Annotated in this window: 11 protein-coding genes; 2 read left to right on the forward strand and 9 right to left on the reverse strand. The window is 45.4% G+C overall.

What is annotated here, in order from left to right; all coding sequences use genetic code 11:
• Positions 1–23 precede the first annotated feature (23 nt).
• From Xbed_RS11165 to Xbed_RS11200, 8 genes are all read right to left on the reverse strand, one after another.
• Positions 24–1,238, reverse strand: coding sequence for a DotU family type VI secretion system protein (locus Xbed_RS11165; protein ID WP_086113003.1), 1,215 nt, complete (start codon positions 1,236–1,238; stop codon positions 24–26).
• An 11-nt stretch (positions 1,239–1,249) separates the two neighbouring features.
• On the reverse strand, positions 1,250–2,596 hold the full coding sequence (gene tssK / locus Xbed_RS11170; RefSeq protein WP_086113004.1) for a type VI secretion system baseplate subunit TssK: 1,347 nt from the start codon (positions 2,594–2,596) through the stop codon (positions 1,250–1,252).
• Positions 2,589–3,119, reverse strand: a complete 531-nt coding sequence (gene tssJ / locus Xbed_RS11175; protein ID WP_086113005.1) for a type VI secretion system lipoprotein TssJ — start codon at positions 3,117–3,119, stop codon at positions 2,589–2,591. Before tssJ ends, tssK begins: the two co-directional genes overlap by 8 nt.
• 129 nt (positions 3,120–3,248) lie before the next feature.
• Complete coding sequence (locus Xbed_RS11180) at positions 3,249–3,644, reverse strand: DUF4150 domain-containing protein (protein ID WP_086113006.1); 396 nt, start codon at positions 3,642–3,644, stop codon at positions 3,249–3,251.
• Positions 3,645–3,656: 12 nt separating this feature from the next.
• Positions 3,657–4,289 carry a DUF3540 domain-containing protein gene (locus Xbed_RS11185; RefSeq protein ID WP_086113007.1) on the reverse strand — a complete coding sequence of 211 codons (633 nt, stop codon included), beginning with the start codon at positions 4,287–4,289 and terminating at the stop codon, positions 3,657–3,659.
• A 14-nt stretch (positions 4,290–4,303) separates the two neighbouring features.
• Entirely contained in the window at positions 4,304–5,371 is a 1,068-nt protein-coding gene (locus tag Xbed_RS11190) for a pentapeptide repeat-containing protein (RefSeq protein WP_086113008.1), read from the reverse strand.
• Positions 5,368–7,959, reverse strand: coding sequence for a DUF2169 family type VI secretion system accessory protein (locus tag Xbed_RS11195; RefSeq protein WP_086113009.1), 2,592 nt, complete (start codon positions 7,957–7,959; stop codon positions 5,368–5,370). Before Xbed_RS11195 ends, Xbed_RS11190 begins: the two co-directional genes overlap by 4 nt.
• A gap of 23 nt (positions 7,960–7,982) precedes the next feature.
• On the reverse strand, positions 7,983–10,130 hold the full coding sequence (locus tag Xbed_RS11200; RefSeq protein WP_086113010.1) for a type VI secretion system Vgr family protein: 2,148 nt from the start codon (positions 10,128–10,130) through the stop codon (positions 7,983–7,985).
• A gap of 697 nt (positions 10,131–10,827) precedes the next feature.
• On the opposite strand from Xbed_RS11200, the gene murJ reads away from it, so the two are divergent.
• Positions 10,828–12,363 (forward strand): murein biosynthesis integral membrane protein MurJ, encoded by a 1,536-nt coding sequence (murJ, locus tag Xbed_RS11205; protein WP_086113011.1) that lies wholly within the window; start codon positions 10,828–10,830, stop codon positions 12,361–12,363.
• Positions 12,364–12,494: 131 nt separating this feature from the next.
• Here murJ and argS read toward each other — a convergent pair whose 3' ends face one another.
• Positions 12,495–14,225, reverse strand: a complete 1,731-nt coding sequence (argS, locus tag Xbed_RS11210) for an arginine--tRNA ligase (protein WP_086113012.1) — start codon at positions 14,223–14,225, stop codon at positions 12,495–12,497.
• 253 nt (positions 14,226–14,478) lie between these two features.
• Between argS and Xbed_RS11215 the strand changes: the two genes are divergently transcribed.
• Positions 14,479–15,033, forward strand: coding sequence for a VOC family protein (locus tag Xbed_RS11215; RefSeq protein WP_086113013.1), 555 nt, complete (start codon positions 14,479–14,481; stop codon positions 15,031–15,033).
• Positions 15,034–15,055 lie beyond the last annotated feature (22 nt).

Genomic DNA, 15,055 nt, shown 5'->3' on the forward strand with positions numbered 1-15,055 from the left:
CTTATTTTCCTTACATTTTTCCTTTACATCGTTTGACCTGCAGAAGGAATTAACAGCGTAATTTGGACTCGCCGGTTTTTGGCTCGATTGTTGGGAGTATTATTGGGAACTAAAGGGTCACGGGCGCCTTTTCCCTCAACGGTGATTCTTTCAGGATCATTGAGATAACGTTGAAGTTCTTTTTGTACCGATTCTGCTCTGGCCAGCGATAAAGCATAGTTAGATGAAAAAGAAGAATGGGAACCTATGGGAATATTATCGGTATATCCGACGATTAAAATCTTGCCTTTAAAATTATTCATTGCTTCAGCGATATTCCTGATGATATCCAAATAACGATCTTTGATCTGAACAGAACTGCTGGTGAACAAACCATCCCCCTGTAAGGTGATCGTGCTGCTGTCAGGCAGGTCGGTGACTGTTAATAATCCTGCGGCCACTTCATCTTCCAACAACCTACTCAGGTTCAGAACCGGGGGCTTGGGCGGCACATTTTGTTGACTAAGAGTCACATTTGGCAAATCAACTTGGTATATTTTCGCCAAAACCGGGTTGATGATGCCGTTTAATCGCCAACTCAGCCCGATATAGAGGAGGAACACTAAAAAACTGAGTAAGGCGATAGAGATCCATAGCGGTACGGAAAATCGCCAGGATTTACTTGGTACGGTGATGGCTTGTACTTTTGCTGACAGCTCTGCAGGGTAACTGCCCCGAATTGAACGGATTAACTGAAACAGGCGTTGTTTCACGGTTTCCAACTGGGTACGGCCATTATCGATAACCCGATAACGTCCCTCAAATCCCAGTTGGAGACAGAAGTTAATCAGTTCCAACAGAAATAGATGCTCTTTAGGGTGTTGTGATAATTTTGCCAGCAGTTGGAAGAATTTTTCTCCCCCCCAGGTTTCATTGTGAAACGTCACCAGCAACCCACTGGCAGACCAGACACCGCGAAGGCCCCAAGGTGTGAGTGCCGCCGCTTCATCCAATGCCGTGCATAAACAGTAGCGTGCGCCGATGATCACTTCATAGGGCAATTTGGCCTGCTGGCATACCACTTCAAAATGCCGGATCTCGTTGATTAATTGCTGGCGTAAATGCGCAGGATTAGGATGAACCATAGAATGCCGGATTTGGGGAATGGTATTCAGCAGTGGATTTGAAGCAGAAACCAAAGGGTTAAAATTGGCTTCACCGGCGAGCATGTTATGCTCAGTTTTCTGCTTTTCTTGCATTATCGGCTCCGTTACCGTGATTTTTCCTGATTACGGACAGCCCACAACTCTATGTTCAGACCAGGGAAGTCGCCTGCCAGATGTAATGCAAAGCCACTGGATTTCTCCATTTGCTTCCACAAATCACCTTCTTTTTCCAATTCGAAATAGACATAACCGGAATGCCAGGGGATCTGTCTGGGAACCGATGGCATGGCCCGCAGTGAAATACCGGGTAATTGCAATTGAACCAATTCACGTATGCGGTCAACCGGGGATATTTTCATCTGGGCCGGGAAATTGCTCATCAATACATCATTAGCCACGTCAGCATGGACGGCCAGAATAAAGCTGAACCTATGTATCATGTTGGAATCGGGTAATGTCGCTATGTTCAAACCGTGGGAATATTCTGTTAATGGCAACTGGATCGCATGTTCTTCCAGAATGATGGATAATCCGCGCCGCAGTTGGATCATCAGTTGGCTGAAACATTGTGTCAAATTGTCATGGTCGTAGAGAGGCAAGCTCTCTTCAGGTAAACGGTTTTGGGAGAACGTCGCCAACTCGGTAGCAAATTGCAGCCATTCACTGAATAACCGCTCTGGATGCAGCAATGACAGATGTTGCATATGGTTGACTTGACCGCAATAGCGATTCAAAAGTGACAGCAAGAGAAAATCCATGATTTCAGAATCATTGTAGCGTCCCAACTGTAACAAACGTTGGCTGATTTGTTGGCGGCGTTGTTCCAGCAAGCCCTGTATGTCGTTGATAAAACCTGAGACTTGCGGATTGGCCCGACAGTTGAGCAGGGGGGGAATAAACAGTGCGTCAAGGTGGAGTTTATTGTCACTGGTTTTATTCACGATATGCATGACGCTTAATGCCGTCCATTCCGGGGTCAAATCCGATTCCAGCATCAGGCGCAAACGCATTTTGCCGAATTGTATGGCCGCATTACCGACTGACATGGCATTGGCGTCATTGACTTCCACTTCAATACTGACAAAGCGTGCCAGAGAATCTTTTTGTTCACTGAAAATCACTTCTTCTTTTCCCCGCCGGAAAGCAGGCAACGCCAATACCACATTGATATTTGTCTGATTTTCGGTAATTTTCAACGTTGTCGGGGCATGGGCTGCATCAAAACTAAAGGGAGTTCCGTCAGGGAAAATGCCCTTGGCTGAAGAAAGTCTGACTTTACCTTGATTGAGCAGCTCCTGATCCCATTCGAGTGCCGAAAACCCCCAATAGTAAGGTGTTTGTGCGATCCCCCAGTCCCGGATATAGGCTTCCAGATAGTTTTCCGACTGTTGAAAATGGTGGGGACGTAAAAACATCCCTTCTGTCCAGATAACTTTTTCTGATCTATTCATTGTTTTCTTCATTTCCTGCTGTACAACTTAAGTCGCATTCTTTGATGAGAATTAAGCCATGGTTAGTGACCTTAACGCACACACGTAGTTCGTCAGGAGAAGAACGCCAGAACTGATATGACGAGGGTCTTTCAGGCCGGGGGACCGGAAATGAAATACGCCATTTCTTATCGCCCAATTGCCTGTACTCAGCAATAATTCCGATATAACGGGCTTCGGGAAGATTTTTTTCCACTAAGCAGTGTGTCGATTGGGAGGGGCGGATAAAGAATTGATCTTCATTTATCATTTTATCGCCTAATGTATTTTGGGCTTTGTCTTGTAGGGCAAAAAAATCAGCAGACATAAATTCTTCATCCGATTTCAATAAAATAATGTGCATTTTTAGTGGCGCTGAATCATTTATGCCAGCAGATGCCGTCTCGAAAATAATTTCATACGGGGGCAATTTTGCCGGTGGTGATGAACACCCGGCCATGACCATCAGAAACAGGGATAGGCATATTCCTTTCAACCCGCACATGATTGAATTCAACCTGTTGGTTGGGATTTTTTTTCTTAAGGATTTTCTTAATGTATCGTGTATTGTCATAACGTTCGCCAAGATATGTTTGGTATAACTGGCTGTTTATACGGCGAAAAAATAAAGAATTCAGGCGGCGGTAATAAGAATTTTTGTTTGGCTGGGCACAATGCGGGCGCCCACGGCATTAGTCGAATTTTGCAGGGTTGAACTCGACAAGCGGGTTGCGGGTAATCCTTTGATTAAGACAGAGTTGGCGCCCAGGGTATGACGGGAGGGACCCATGACAGTGCCGGAAGCCGCACCACAATTAATCCCGGCGTTATCTCCCGTTGTGATGGGAATGGTGGTTGCCAAATTATGTGCCGGACAACCGACAAACAGGATGTTGAGCGCATTACTGATGCCACTTGTGGCCTGTGCCATATTGGGATAAGGGATCGGTACTGATGACCAACCGATTGGCGTTAAGCAGACATCGGGAGTGGCCAGATCCATTCCACCCCCTTGCGTATTGGCAAACATAATCTCTTCTCCTCAGCCGATATGAATTTGTTCAGCATCAATTTTAGTGATTGCCTTGGCAGAAACGACGGTATTTTGGGCATGTAACCGCGCATAGCTTTCAGCTTGCATATCCAATTGACCGGCATGAACTTTCTCTGTTTGTGTTGTATGACGAAATAACCTATTGCTCAGTTGGGTGACGGTTTGCCAGAGCGATTCAAACTGGCTGCCCACCAAACGGACGGTCGATATCCATGCTGACAGGGATCTTCCACTGTATTGCATTTCATCAACGTGGCAGCTTCCCCTGTTGGCCGTGACAGTTAATTCATCGCCCTTCATGTTCAAATTGCCGTGGGATGTGATAGTCAGATCGCCGGGCACGCTGATTTCAGAGAGAGTTTGTGGTTCCATGCGTTCTAAGATGGCTAAAATCCAGAGTTGATCATCGATTTGTGTCATTAAAACCGTGTCTCCCAGAATGGGGGCCAATAGGCAACTGGCAGCCCGGCGGCAATGCCAACCCCGATTATTCTTGCTCTCCACCCTAAAATGGCCATCCTGAAGGAGTCTGACAATCTGTCCGGTCATCTGCTGCACAGGTTCGGTCGTCAGGGGAGGAACAAAAGGATATGAGGCAAGAGCATAAGAATGTTTCGTCATTTAGATTCTCCTGATTAAATCTTATTATGTTGCATACTCCACGCTTCAGCAGCGAATAGCTCAGGATCATTTTCCAGAATACCTTGGCGGTCAGAGAATAGGGTTCCAACCTGTTGCGCGCGATGAAAAAGTGTTCTCATAAAGTGAGCTGTGCGGAAATCACTGTGGTTGACGTTGGCATAGGAAAGGTCGGCATAAGTCATATTGCAACCCATAAATTGGGCGTTCTCGGCACGCACTTTGTGCATGATGGCCAGTGGAAGCTGACTGTGGCGGAAATCAGCAGATTCAAGGCAGGCACCGATAAAAATGGCCTGTTCAAACAGGCTGTTTTTGCAACAGGCGCGGGTTAAATCCGCTTCGGTAAATAACGCCTGAGTTGCATTGACATTGGAGAGTTGGGCATCCTGTAAAACCGCGCCTTTGAAATTGCAATGAGTTATTATGGCGTGATTGAAATTGGCTTTCTCAAGTTGGCTATGGGTGAATTGGCACGTGTTAATGATTTGTTTGTGGAAATTTTGTTCACGCAGGTCACATTCAAAAAAAATCACTTTGGTCAATTCACTGGCAGAAAAATCGGTTGTCCGTAAATCCTGATGAAGAAAAGTCACCAGAGATAAATAGCCATGACTCAATTTTACCTGCTCCATGGATGAGTCAAGAAAGGTGATGCGGTCAAGATGACTGTGGCTAAAATCAGCACATTGCAGGGCACAGGCTGAAAATAGTGTGCTGTTCTGTTTTGTCGCCGTAAATTGGGTTTTTTTTAAAACCGACTGATTGAATATATTGTTTATCAATGTGCTGTTATCGAAAATAGCCCGTCCCAGATGACACTGCTCAAACACGTTTTGCTCAAGGGTAGCCGAATTGAACGTGGCTTCTTCTATCTGGCATTGCGTAAAAATGGATTCTTTGAGTACCACATGGGAAAAATCGGCACCGGAAAAATCGACTTCGTTAAAGATCGCGCCAGATAAATCACGATGGGTCAGTGAGACGTTTTTCAGACTGACTTTTTCAATATTCTCACCTTGTTTGATTTTCTCCACTAATTCGTCTGCGGTGAGTAAGTTCATATCACGTCCTTATTCCGTTTAGGCAAAGTCTTGGTACGCTTAATATAAGCATCCGTAATGGACGTTGAATCACTGATGATGGATTGGGACATATCGGTACGGAATAGATTGGCTTCCCGTAAATCTGTATTGTTGAAGTTGCATTTCTGCATCATGGCGCTCATCAGATTGGCATTATTCAGCAAAGCCCCTTGGAAATTGGTTCTGATAAACAGGCTTTTTGCTGCATCAAGGTACTGCATATCAGCGAATTGGCAGTCGGCTTCACTGAGATCACTGTTATTCAGGGTCGCGGCATAAAATTTAGCCTTAACCAGCGGCATTTGGCGCAAGTTGCACTCTGTCAAGGTCGCATGGCTGAAATCGGCTTGATTAAGCTCACTGTCCATGGCAAATGCGCAGGTCAGTAATTTGGCTGAGAGAAACCGGCTCCCGTTTGCCTCCGTTTCCACCCATGTACAACTTTCCAGTTCGGCATGATCAAAAACCGCCTGTGCCAGCTTGCATTGAATAAAAGACACTTTATGCAGATTGGCATGGTTGAACTTAAGTGCAGGCAGTTCAAGCTCCATCAGCGTACAGTTTTTCCATTGTGAATAGGCGAAATCGCACTGGGTAATAAAGAGTTGTTGCAGGGATAGGCCGGTCAATATGGCCTGATGAAAGCGGCAACGATCAAACCGGGTTTCTTGCAGTTGTGTTTCTTCAAAACTGGCTGCCGAAAAGTCACTCTGCTCACATTTAGCCAGAACCAGACTGGCTTTATCCAGTCTGGCTCCACGTAGCGAAGCATGGCCAATCTCTGTTCTGGCGAGCATGGCTTCGCGGAAATCGGCATCATCCAGTTGGCAATGATTTAAACAGGCACTCTCCAACAAAGTTCGAGTGAAATTGGCTCCCCGCAGATCCATGCCGGACAAATCCGCGCCGGTAAAATCCATGCCACTGAAATCTCCCCCTTGCTGCATGATATTGTGTACGCGTTTTCGAATAATCTGTGACAGGCTGCCGGTTAAACGTAGGGCAGGGGCCTGTTGTTGGACTGAGAACAAGTACATGGTGTGTATTGATTGTTCCATTTGAGCCAGCGTTTGATCACTGAATCCCATTTTTTGTTGCTGTTGCCGTAAGGTATCCCGCATCCGATGCAGACTCTCCGGACCTCTGGCCTGAGTTTCCATCAACTTTTCAATATCAATACCTTGTTCTTTTGCCTTGGCCGTCATTTCTGCTTTTTTCAACCCTGCTTCAGCCTGTTTGTTGGCCGTATATTGTTCGAGTTTTTCCACAAATTCGGGTAATTCATCCAGCTTGGACGGGGAAGCAAAAGGGGGTTCTGTTTCTGCCGGGATCACAGTATTGATATCGATACCCTGTTTAGCCAATATTTCCTGTTGCTGTTCACGCAGGCGTCTTTCACGATTTTGAAAGTTGTTCTGTAACGGGGAATTTCTTTCTGGCTGTTCCGTATCCAGCCACGGACCGATAATTTCTTCCGGAATGAGATCTTTTTCCCGAAAGGCATACAGAGCGCCTTTTTCTTTATCCATGCGTTGCGCAAGAACATGCAGATAATGGCTCTCTGGGCGGGGCTTATCATGCAGTTCCAGTGCCGATATCATTTGCAGGACATCCTTGGCATCATCTTCATTCACTTGTGCGCTGCCATGCCAAATTAAGATCATTTGTTCCAGATGAGGAAAGAACCACACGGTGGTGTTGCGCATGACGACTTCTTCAAAAATCTCTTCATCAAGGCGTAACCGTTTGATAAAACAACGGGCGTTCCAGGAGGGTAACACGCCTTCCTGTAACGGTTTTTCCGGATGCATATTCCAAATCCGCCATTTGGCCTGTTCTGGCAGGGTAGCATTTTCCTCCCACCACTGATCCTTTGGCGCCGCATTGAATAACCGCCAATCGATATCATGGGAAAAACCGGGAAATTCGTTTTCCAACCATGCGTTATCGTATTTTTTTCCAATCCGGGTAAATCGGCATGGCCAGACAAAATCCAGGGGGCAAAAACTGGCCGGAGTGGGTACTTCCTGCTGTGAGGCTAAGTGACGTTGCGATATTAGCTGATTGTGCAGCGTTTCAATATTGGGCAGGCGGTGAATTTTCAGCCCATTTTCCAGATCTTCAGGAGTAAAGCCGATGCCGTGTGGATTATCCTGATAGTCTTGACCGCCAAAAGCCCGGCTCCAATCCAGGCGCATCTGTTCAAACGGCTGTGGCTTTGAAGGGCTATCATCCACCCAATAACGGTCGCCAAAAGCCACTAAGGTCTTTTCTAATTCCTCTATCTGAATACGGGCAAGACACGAAGTTTTATCTGCCTGATGGTGAGTGTAGGCATATCCGGTTGCCAAAAATTCAGCACAGGGTTTAGGCATGGCGAGATCGACAATGCCGTTACAGGTTTCCAGTTCACTTTCAGCAAGCTGCCAAAGTTCGGCTTCCGGGCGTACCCGTGGAGTTGAACCCATATCAACCAACGCCATCGCAGAGATCCCGAGATGATTTTTTTGCAACCAGCGATAAGGCCGATAAAGCATACTTAAACGCAGGGGTTTGATGATTTTCATTGAGATCCTGATAGAGAGAGTTATTAACTGAATAAAGTTAACTGACTGGAGCTTAGCAAGATCTGTGCTGCGGTAAAATAAGCTGCTACTTTTTCAAGTTTCACCTTTATATCTTTCAAAGATATTTCAGAAAGATCCTTAGACACTTTTTCGGCATAGAGCGATATACCCGTGACACTGCTATTCATACCAGTTAGGCTAAAGACGTTACCATTAATGGATTCTGCTGCTCCGGTAATACTAAAATTGTGTCCTGCAATGTTCTGTCTAGAGCCAAGCGTGTTAAAAATAGAAGCAGGGCACACTATTTCCACATTCGTATCGCTTTTTATCGTAATAAGGCTGGGACTTGAGATCAGGGTCGGACCGGTAATATTTTGTATCCAGCTTCCCTTAATGGTTGCGTTTAAATTTCCCTTAAGTGAGTAGGTATCTCCGCCGCTGATCTCAGTATTTCGCCCTTTTTTGATGGTTTCTTGCTGACCCGTTTTGACCGTTAATGTGTCTTTGCCGTCAATGGTCGTGTCATGGTTGGCTCTATAGGTAAAGTTGGCATCCCCGATCACGGTGTCTTGTTGTTGTTGCCTTATTTCAGTCGTGCGATTTCCATCAATAGTGACTTTTTTATCTTTTTCCACTGAGATATTCATGTCACGTTCAGCATGCAGATCGAATAACTCGTTATTTGGCTCATCATCTAAAAAGAGATAATTTGCCTGATCATGCTTACCGCCTTTCGTGTTTGACATAATGCCGGCCCGGGTTTCATGCTTGGGCAGCTCCCACGGGGGCATATTCTCATTATTGTAGGTACAGCCGATAACCAAAGGCTTATCCGGGTCGCCATTGACGAAACTAATAATCACTTCTTCGCCGACACGAGGAATCGATACACTGCCATAGCGCCAGCCAGCCCAATGGGTTGCAACACGTATCCAGCAGGAGCGGGTATCATCATGTTTATCATCCCTGTCCCAACGGAATTTCACCTTGATCCGACCGTATTTGTCAGTCCATACCTGTTTACCTTTGGGACCGGTGACCACGGCGGTTTCAAGGCCGGTGACCTTTGGCCACGGTGTCACGGCAGCCGGTTTCCAATGCGTGTTAGCGGGGATCGCTTCAAATTGAACGATATTTCCCTGTTTATCCGGCGTGTGGAAAAAATGGTGAGATGCATAAGACGCTTCATAAAGCGCATAGTGTACACCGATGATGAGGTAGTTGCCGTGGTTATCACCTTTGATATTATTGGGTAGCGATAGCGTGAAAGTATGGCCTGGCGCCATGCCCAGTACATTGCCTTTTCCATCAATCAGCTCACTTTTTGCCTCAAAGGCCTGTTGACGTACCTTGGCATAAAACTGCCCTTGCTCGTGTTCGACATAACGTCCGGGCCAGTTGAATATCTCAGTGTCACTAATGGAACTGGCAGGCGTCTGGGCGGTGGTAAATAATTTAGCCCTCGGTTTGCGGAAGTTGTAGTCATCAAGACTATAGCTATTGGGAATGGTGACGCTACAGACATTCCAATTATCAATATGTTCTGGTGAACTTTTTCTCGAATGACAGGCATTGATATATTTAATTTCTTTATAGCCGGGCATGGGCTGATGTGATTGAGGCGAGTCCACCAAAATCAGGGTATGGTTTGCCATATCATGTTTGAAATAGTAATAAATTCCCTCATGTTCCATCAGCCGGTGAATAAAGTCGAAGTCAGTTTCATTATGTTTGACGCAATATTCCCATGTGCGGTATTTTTCGGTTAATTGATTTTCAAAGAGAATGCCGGCTTTACTCAAGACTTCTGCCAGAATATCGGGCACGGTTTTATTTTGCCAAATACTGTAACCCATTCTTTGGTTCAACTCCCATAACTTGGGTCTTATGGTCGCGGTATATAAATAGAAATCTTCATCATCTTTGTTGAAGGGAGCATAGGCTATTTTTTCTATATAACCACTTAAATATCGTGGGGCTGTTGACTTGTTTTTTATTTCCACAGTCAGAATAGTATTATGGAGAGAGATGGGATCGGATAATTTCTTTTTACTTAATAACTGAACTTCAAACGCATAAGATTCTGATAACCTTTCTACTCCTACCAGCGATTTGAAATATAAAGATTTTCCGGACAACGAAGAGTGTGCAATAAACTGTCTTTCCATAAAATTTCCTTACTCTTACCTAATAGCTACCGCATATTCCTTGTTATTCAAGGAATAAACAAAAATTTGGCGCAATAATGTAGGGTGATGATTTCTCTGATAACCTGATAATAGTTAAGCATAAGGTTTATTATTTGTAATTATTGAGTGCGGTCTTGTTTATGGAATATATAAGTTTATTTTTATTGTTCAGAAGGGAGGCTACGTATCTATTTATTAAATAAGGTTTTTTAAAGACAGGATCTTTGTTTAAGAATAGTGGTATAAAAAATAGGTGTATTCAAGCCATTATTTTAGGATTTTAATTTATAACTAATTAATATTTATAATGTTAATTGGTGTGGGTGAAATTGGCGTGGGAAGTTGATCGTTTTGTGAGATAAATATTTTGAAGCGGATAGACAAAGTTTTTATCCATAAATTATTTTTTCCAAAAAACACTTGGCTTAAATAAAGTGTTAGTTATTTTAATGATTTGATTATCTTTTCCTGATGTAAGGTATAATTTATGGGTAATGATTATCAGCTCGAAAGTGTGCCGTGTTTGGCAAAACGGGATGAAGCCGGGTGAGTGAGTGCTGTCAACAAAGATGCTGCTTGAAGTATGATAGGCATATATTGAATTGATTTTGTTGGCCTAATCTCTTTACACCTTTTATTATGTTTATTTCATAAAAATCAATTTTAGAATAATACCATGAATTTACTCAAATCACTGGCTGCGGTCAGCTCAATGACGATGTTCTCTCGCGTTCTGGGCTTTATTCGTGATGCCATCATTGCCCGTATCTTTGGCGCTGGCGTGGCGACGGATGCTTTTTTCGTTGCTTTCAAACTTCCTAACCTGTTGCGCCGTATTTTTGCTGAGGGGGCTTTTTCGCAGGCATTTGTGCCTATTCTTGCGGAATATAAGAATCAGCAGGGGGATGAGGCCACCCGCACCTTTATCGCGTATGTATCAGGGATATTGACACTGATTTTGGCGATCGTCACGGTGATTGGGATAATTGCCGCGCCTTGGGTCATTTACGTGACTGCACCGGGTTTTACCGATACACCGGATAAATTTGCCTTAACCCGTGATCTGCTCAGAATTACTTTTCCCTACATCTTTTTGATCTCTCTGGCTTCTTTGGCGGGCGCGATCCTCAATACGTGGAATCGCTTTTCTGTGCCTGCTTTCGCGCCAACATTGCTCAATGTCAGTATGATCACCTTTTCGCTGTTTGTGGCGCCCTACTGTAATCCACCCGTGATGGCATTGGGCTGGGCAGTGATTGCCGGCGGTATTTTGCAGTTGGTTTATCAACTTCCTCACCTGAAAAAAATCGGTATGCTGGTATTGCCACGGGTTTCTTTCCGTGACAGCGGTGTGTGGCGGGTTATCCGCCAGATGGGGCCGGCTATTCTGGGGGTTTCAGTCAGCCAAATCTCATTAATCATTAATACCATTTTCGCTTCGTTTCTGGTTTCTGGCTCCGTTTCGTGGATGTATTACGCTGACCGTTTAATGGAGTTGCCTTCGGGTGTGCTGGGCGTGGCATTGGGAACCATTCTGCTGCCCTCATTGGCAAAAAGTTTTTCCAGTGGGGATCACGCGGAATACAGAAGGTTAATGGATTGGGGATTGCGCCTGTGTTTTTTATTGGCTTTGCCTTGTGCGGTGGCGTTGGGCATTTTGGCGAAACCCTTGACCGTGGCACTCTTTCAATACGGTAATTTTTCTGCCTTTGATGCAGAGATGACTCAACGGGCATTAATCGCTTACTGTTTTGGTCTGATGGGATTAATTGTGGTTAAAATTCTCGCGCCGGGTTTTTACGCCCGCCAGGATATTAAAACCCCGGTCAGGATTGCGATTGTCACCTTGATCTTAACGCAGTTAATGAATCTGGCTTTTATTGGTTCATTGAAACATGCCGGATTAGCACTTTCGATCGGTTTGGCGGCCTGTTTCAATGCCAGTATGCTCTACTGGCAATTGCGCAAGCGTGAAATTTTCAAGCCACTGGCCGGATGGGGCATCTTCCTGTTGAAACTGGTGGTGGCAATTGCGGTCATGGTTGGCGTATTGCTGACGATATTATGGTTTATGCCTGCCTGGGAACAGGGCAATATGGCCTTTCGCATGTTACGGTTGATGGGGGTTGTGATTGCAGGTGCCGGTAGTTATTTTGCGGCGCTGGCTTTGATGGGATTCAGGCTGAAAGATTTTGCCCAACGGGGATTATAGTGAGTGGTATTTAAAAAATAAGGGTGTTTGAAAAAAACATAGGTATTTAAAAAAAAGGTATTTGAAAAAATATCGTAAGTAGAAAAAACTGGCATGATTAAATCAAATCATGCCAGTTTGGAACCGGATAATTACATCCGTTCTACGGTTTGGATACCCAAAGTATCAAGACCTTGCTGCAAGGTTTTCGCTGTCAGCAGGGCCAATTTCAGACGGCTTTGGCGCAGTTCTTCGCTGTCGGCATTCAGGATTGGGCAATGTTCGTAGAAACCAGAGAACAGGCCAGCCAGATCGTACAGATAAGCGCACATCACATGAGGAGTGCCTTCGCGGGCAACGGTTGTGATGGTCTCTTCAAATTGCAACAAGCGGGTCGCCAGCGCCTGTTCGCGTTCTTCATTCAGAAGAACGGGATGTATCAGGCTGCTTTCATCCATTTCTGCGCGTTTGAAGATGGAGTTTACGCGGGTATAAGCATACTGCATATAAGGTGCGGTGTTACCCTCAAAGGCGAGCATGTTATCCCAGTCAAAAACATAGTCGGTAGTCCGGCTTTTCGAAAGATCGGCATATTTCACCGCACCAATCCCAACCGCGTTGACGATTTTTTTCAGTTCGTCTTCTGGCATATCCGGGTTTTTCCCACGGATCAGAGCGTCGGCACGTTCAATGGCTTCATCCAACAAATCAGACAGCCTGACTGTCCCTCCCGCACGGGTTTTGAATGGCTTGCCATCCTTGCCCAGCATCATGCCGAACATATGGTGTTCAAGTGACATGGATTCAGGGATATAACCCGCTTTGCGGACAATTGACCACGCCTGCATCAAGTGTTGATGTTGACGTGAATCAATGTAGTAGAGCACACGGTCGGCATGCAGAACTTCATGGCGATATTTGGCACAGGCAATATCCGTGGTGGTATAAAGGTAACCACCATCTTTTTTCTGGATGATAACCCCCATCGGTTCGCCATCTTTGTTCTTGTACTCATCAAGGTAAACCACGGTAGCGCCATCACTCTCAACGGCCAGCCCGCGCTGTTTCAGATCGGCAACAACGCCCGGCAGCATGTCGTTATACAGGCTTTCACCCATCACATCTTTTTCTGTCAGGGTGACGTTCAGGCGGTTATAGGTTTCCTGATTTTGTGACATGGTGATATCCACCAGTTTGCGCCACATTGCCCGGCAATATTCATCGCCACCTTGCAGTTTTACGACGTAATTGCGGGCACGAACGGCAAAATCTTCATCTTCATCGTAAGTTTTTTTCGCTTCACGATAGAATGCTTCTAAATCTGCCAGCGCCATTTCATCCGCATTTTCATTCTGGACTTTTTCCAGATAGGCAATCAGCATGCCGAATTGGGTTCCCCAGTCACCCAGATGGTTGGCCCGGATTACGTTGTGCCCCAAAAATTCCAGGGTACGTGCTGCGGCATCGCCAATGATGGTGGAGCGGATATGACCAATGTGCATCTGCTTGGCAACGTTGGGGGCGGAATAGTCGATAACAATGGTTTGCGGCTCAACGGGGGTGACACCCAGTTTCTTGTCTTTCAGCACTGTTTCGATATTGGCTGCAACCCAGGCTTTATCCAGAAAAATATTGATAAAACCCGGCCCTGCGATTTCGATTTTGCTGGCAATTCCTTGCAGATCCAGCAAACTGACGACTTTTTCTGCCAATTGTCGGGGAGGCATGCCCACTTTTTTAGCTGCCGCCATGACGCCATTTGCCTGATAGTCACCAAACTGGGCTTTTGCAGATTGACGAACGTGAGCTTCACTGTCGGCTGGAGCACCCGCCGCAATCAGCGACTGGCTGATTTTTTCTGAAAGAATGGCCTGAATATTCACCGTGTTACCTTAAGTTACGCACAAAAGTTCCTGCATTTGAATTATGCAAATACTTTCAAGCGTGTGGATTATGAGAAAATAACGGGTTTTATATCATATTCAGCATCCTGCATGCTACCATCCGCCGCCGCTGCGGGTATGACTTTTTATTTTCAGCTTGTCTTTCAGGCGATCCCCCGCTATTTCGATGGCAATCAGCCGTGTTTTCCCTCTCGGCCGGAAACCATTTTGACGATTTTTTGATGGGTATAAGATGACACATTTTTCAACGATTTCTGAATTGCAGGATCTGGTCGCTGATTTAAGCGCGTTTGAACAAAAATTAAGGCAGTTCAGCCAGCGTCTTGGTTTACATTTGGTCCAATATCCGGCCGATCATATTTCTTTGCGTTGCAATGACCCTTCGATGGCGGATCGCTGGCGCCAAGGTTTTCTGCAATGTGGTTCGCTGATGTCTGAAAATATCATTAATGGCCGCCCAATTTGTTTGTTTGATTTGGCACAGCCAATCACCTTACTTGGATGGCAAATTGAGTGTGTGGAGCTACCGTATCCGGGGAATAAACACTATGTTCATCAGGGGTGGGAGCATGTTGAACTTGTTCTGCCGGTCAAGCCGGAGCAACTTATGAATGAGGCCCATCAGTTGCTGCCTCATCCGCTGCCTGACGGTTTTCGGATCAAAGAGAGCTACCCCAGAGGCGATAAAGAAAGGTTACCCAATCCCACATTAGCGGTGACAGATGGTGAAATTACGATGAAATTTCATCCTTTTTCTCTTAAACAAATTATCAAAAGTGAGGTCTAGTCGGCAAAAATGACTTTTTTCT

Origin of the sequence: Xenorhabdus beddingii (assembly GCF_002127545.1) — a bacterium.
Lineage (GTDB): Bacteria > Pseudomonadota > Gammaproteobacteria > Enterobacterales > Enterobacteriaceae > Xenorhabdus > Xenorhabdus beddingii.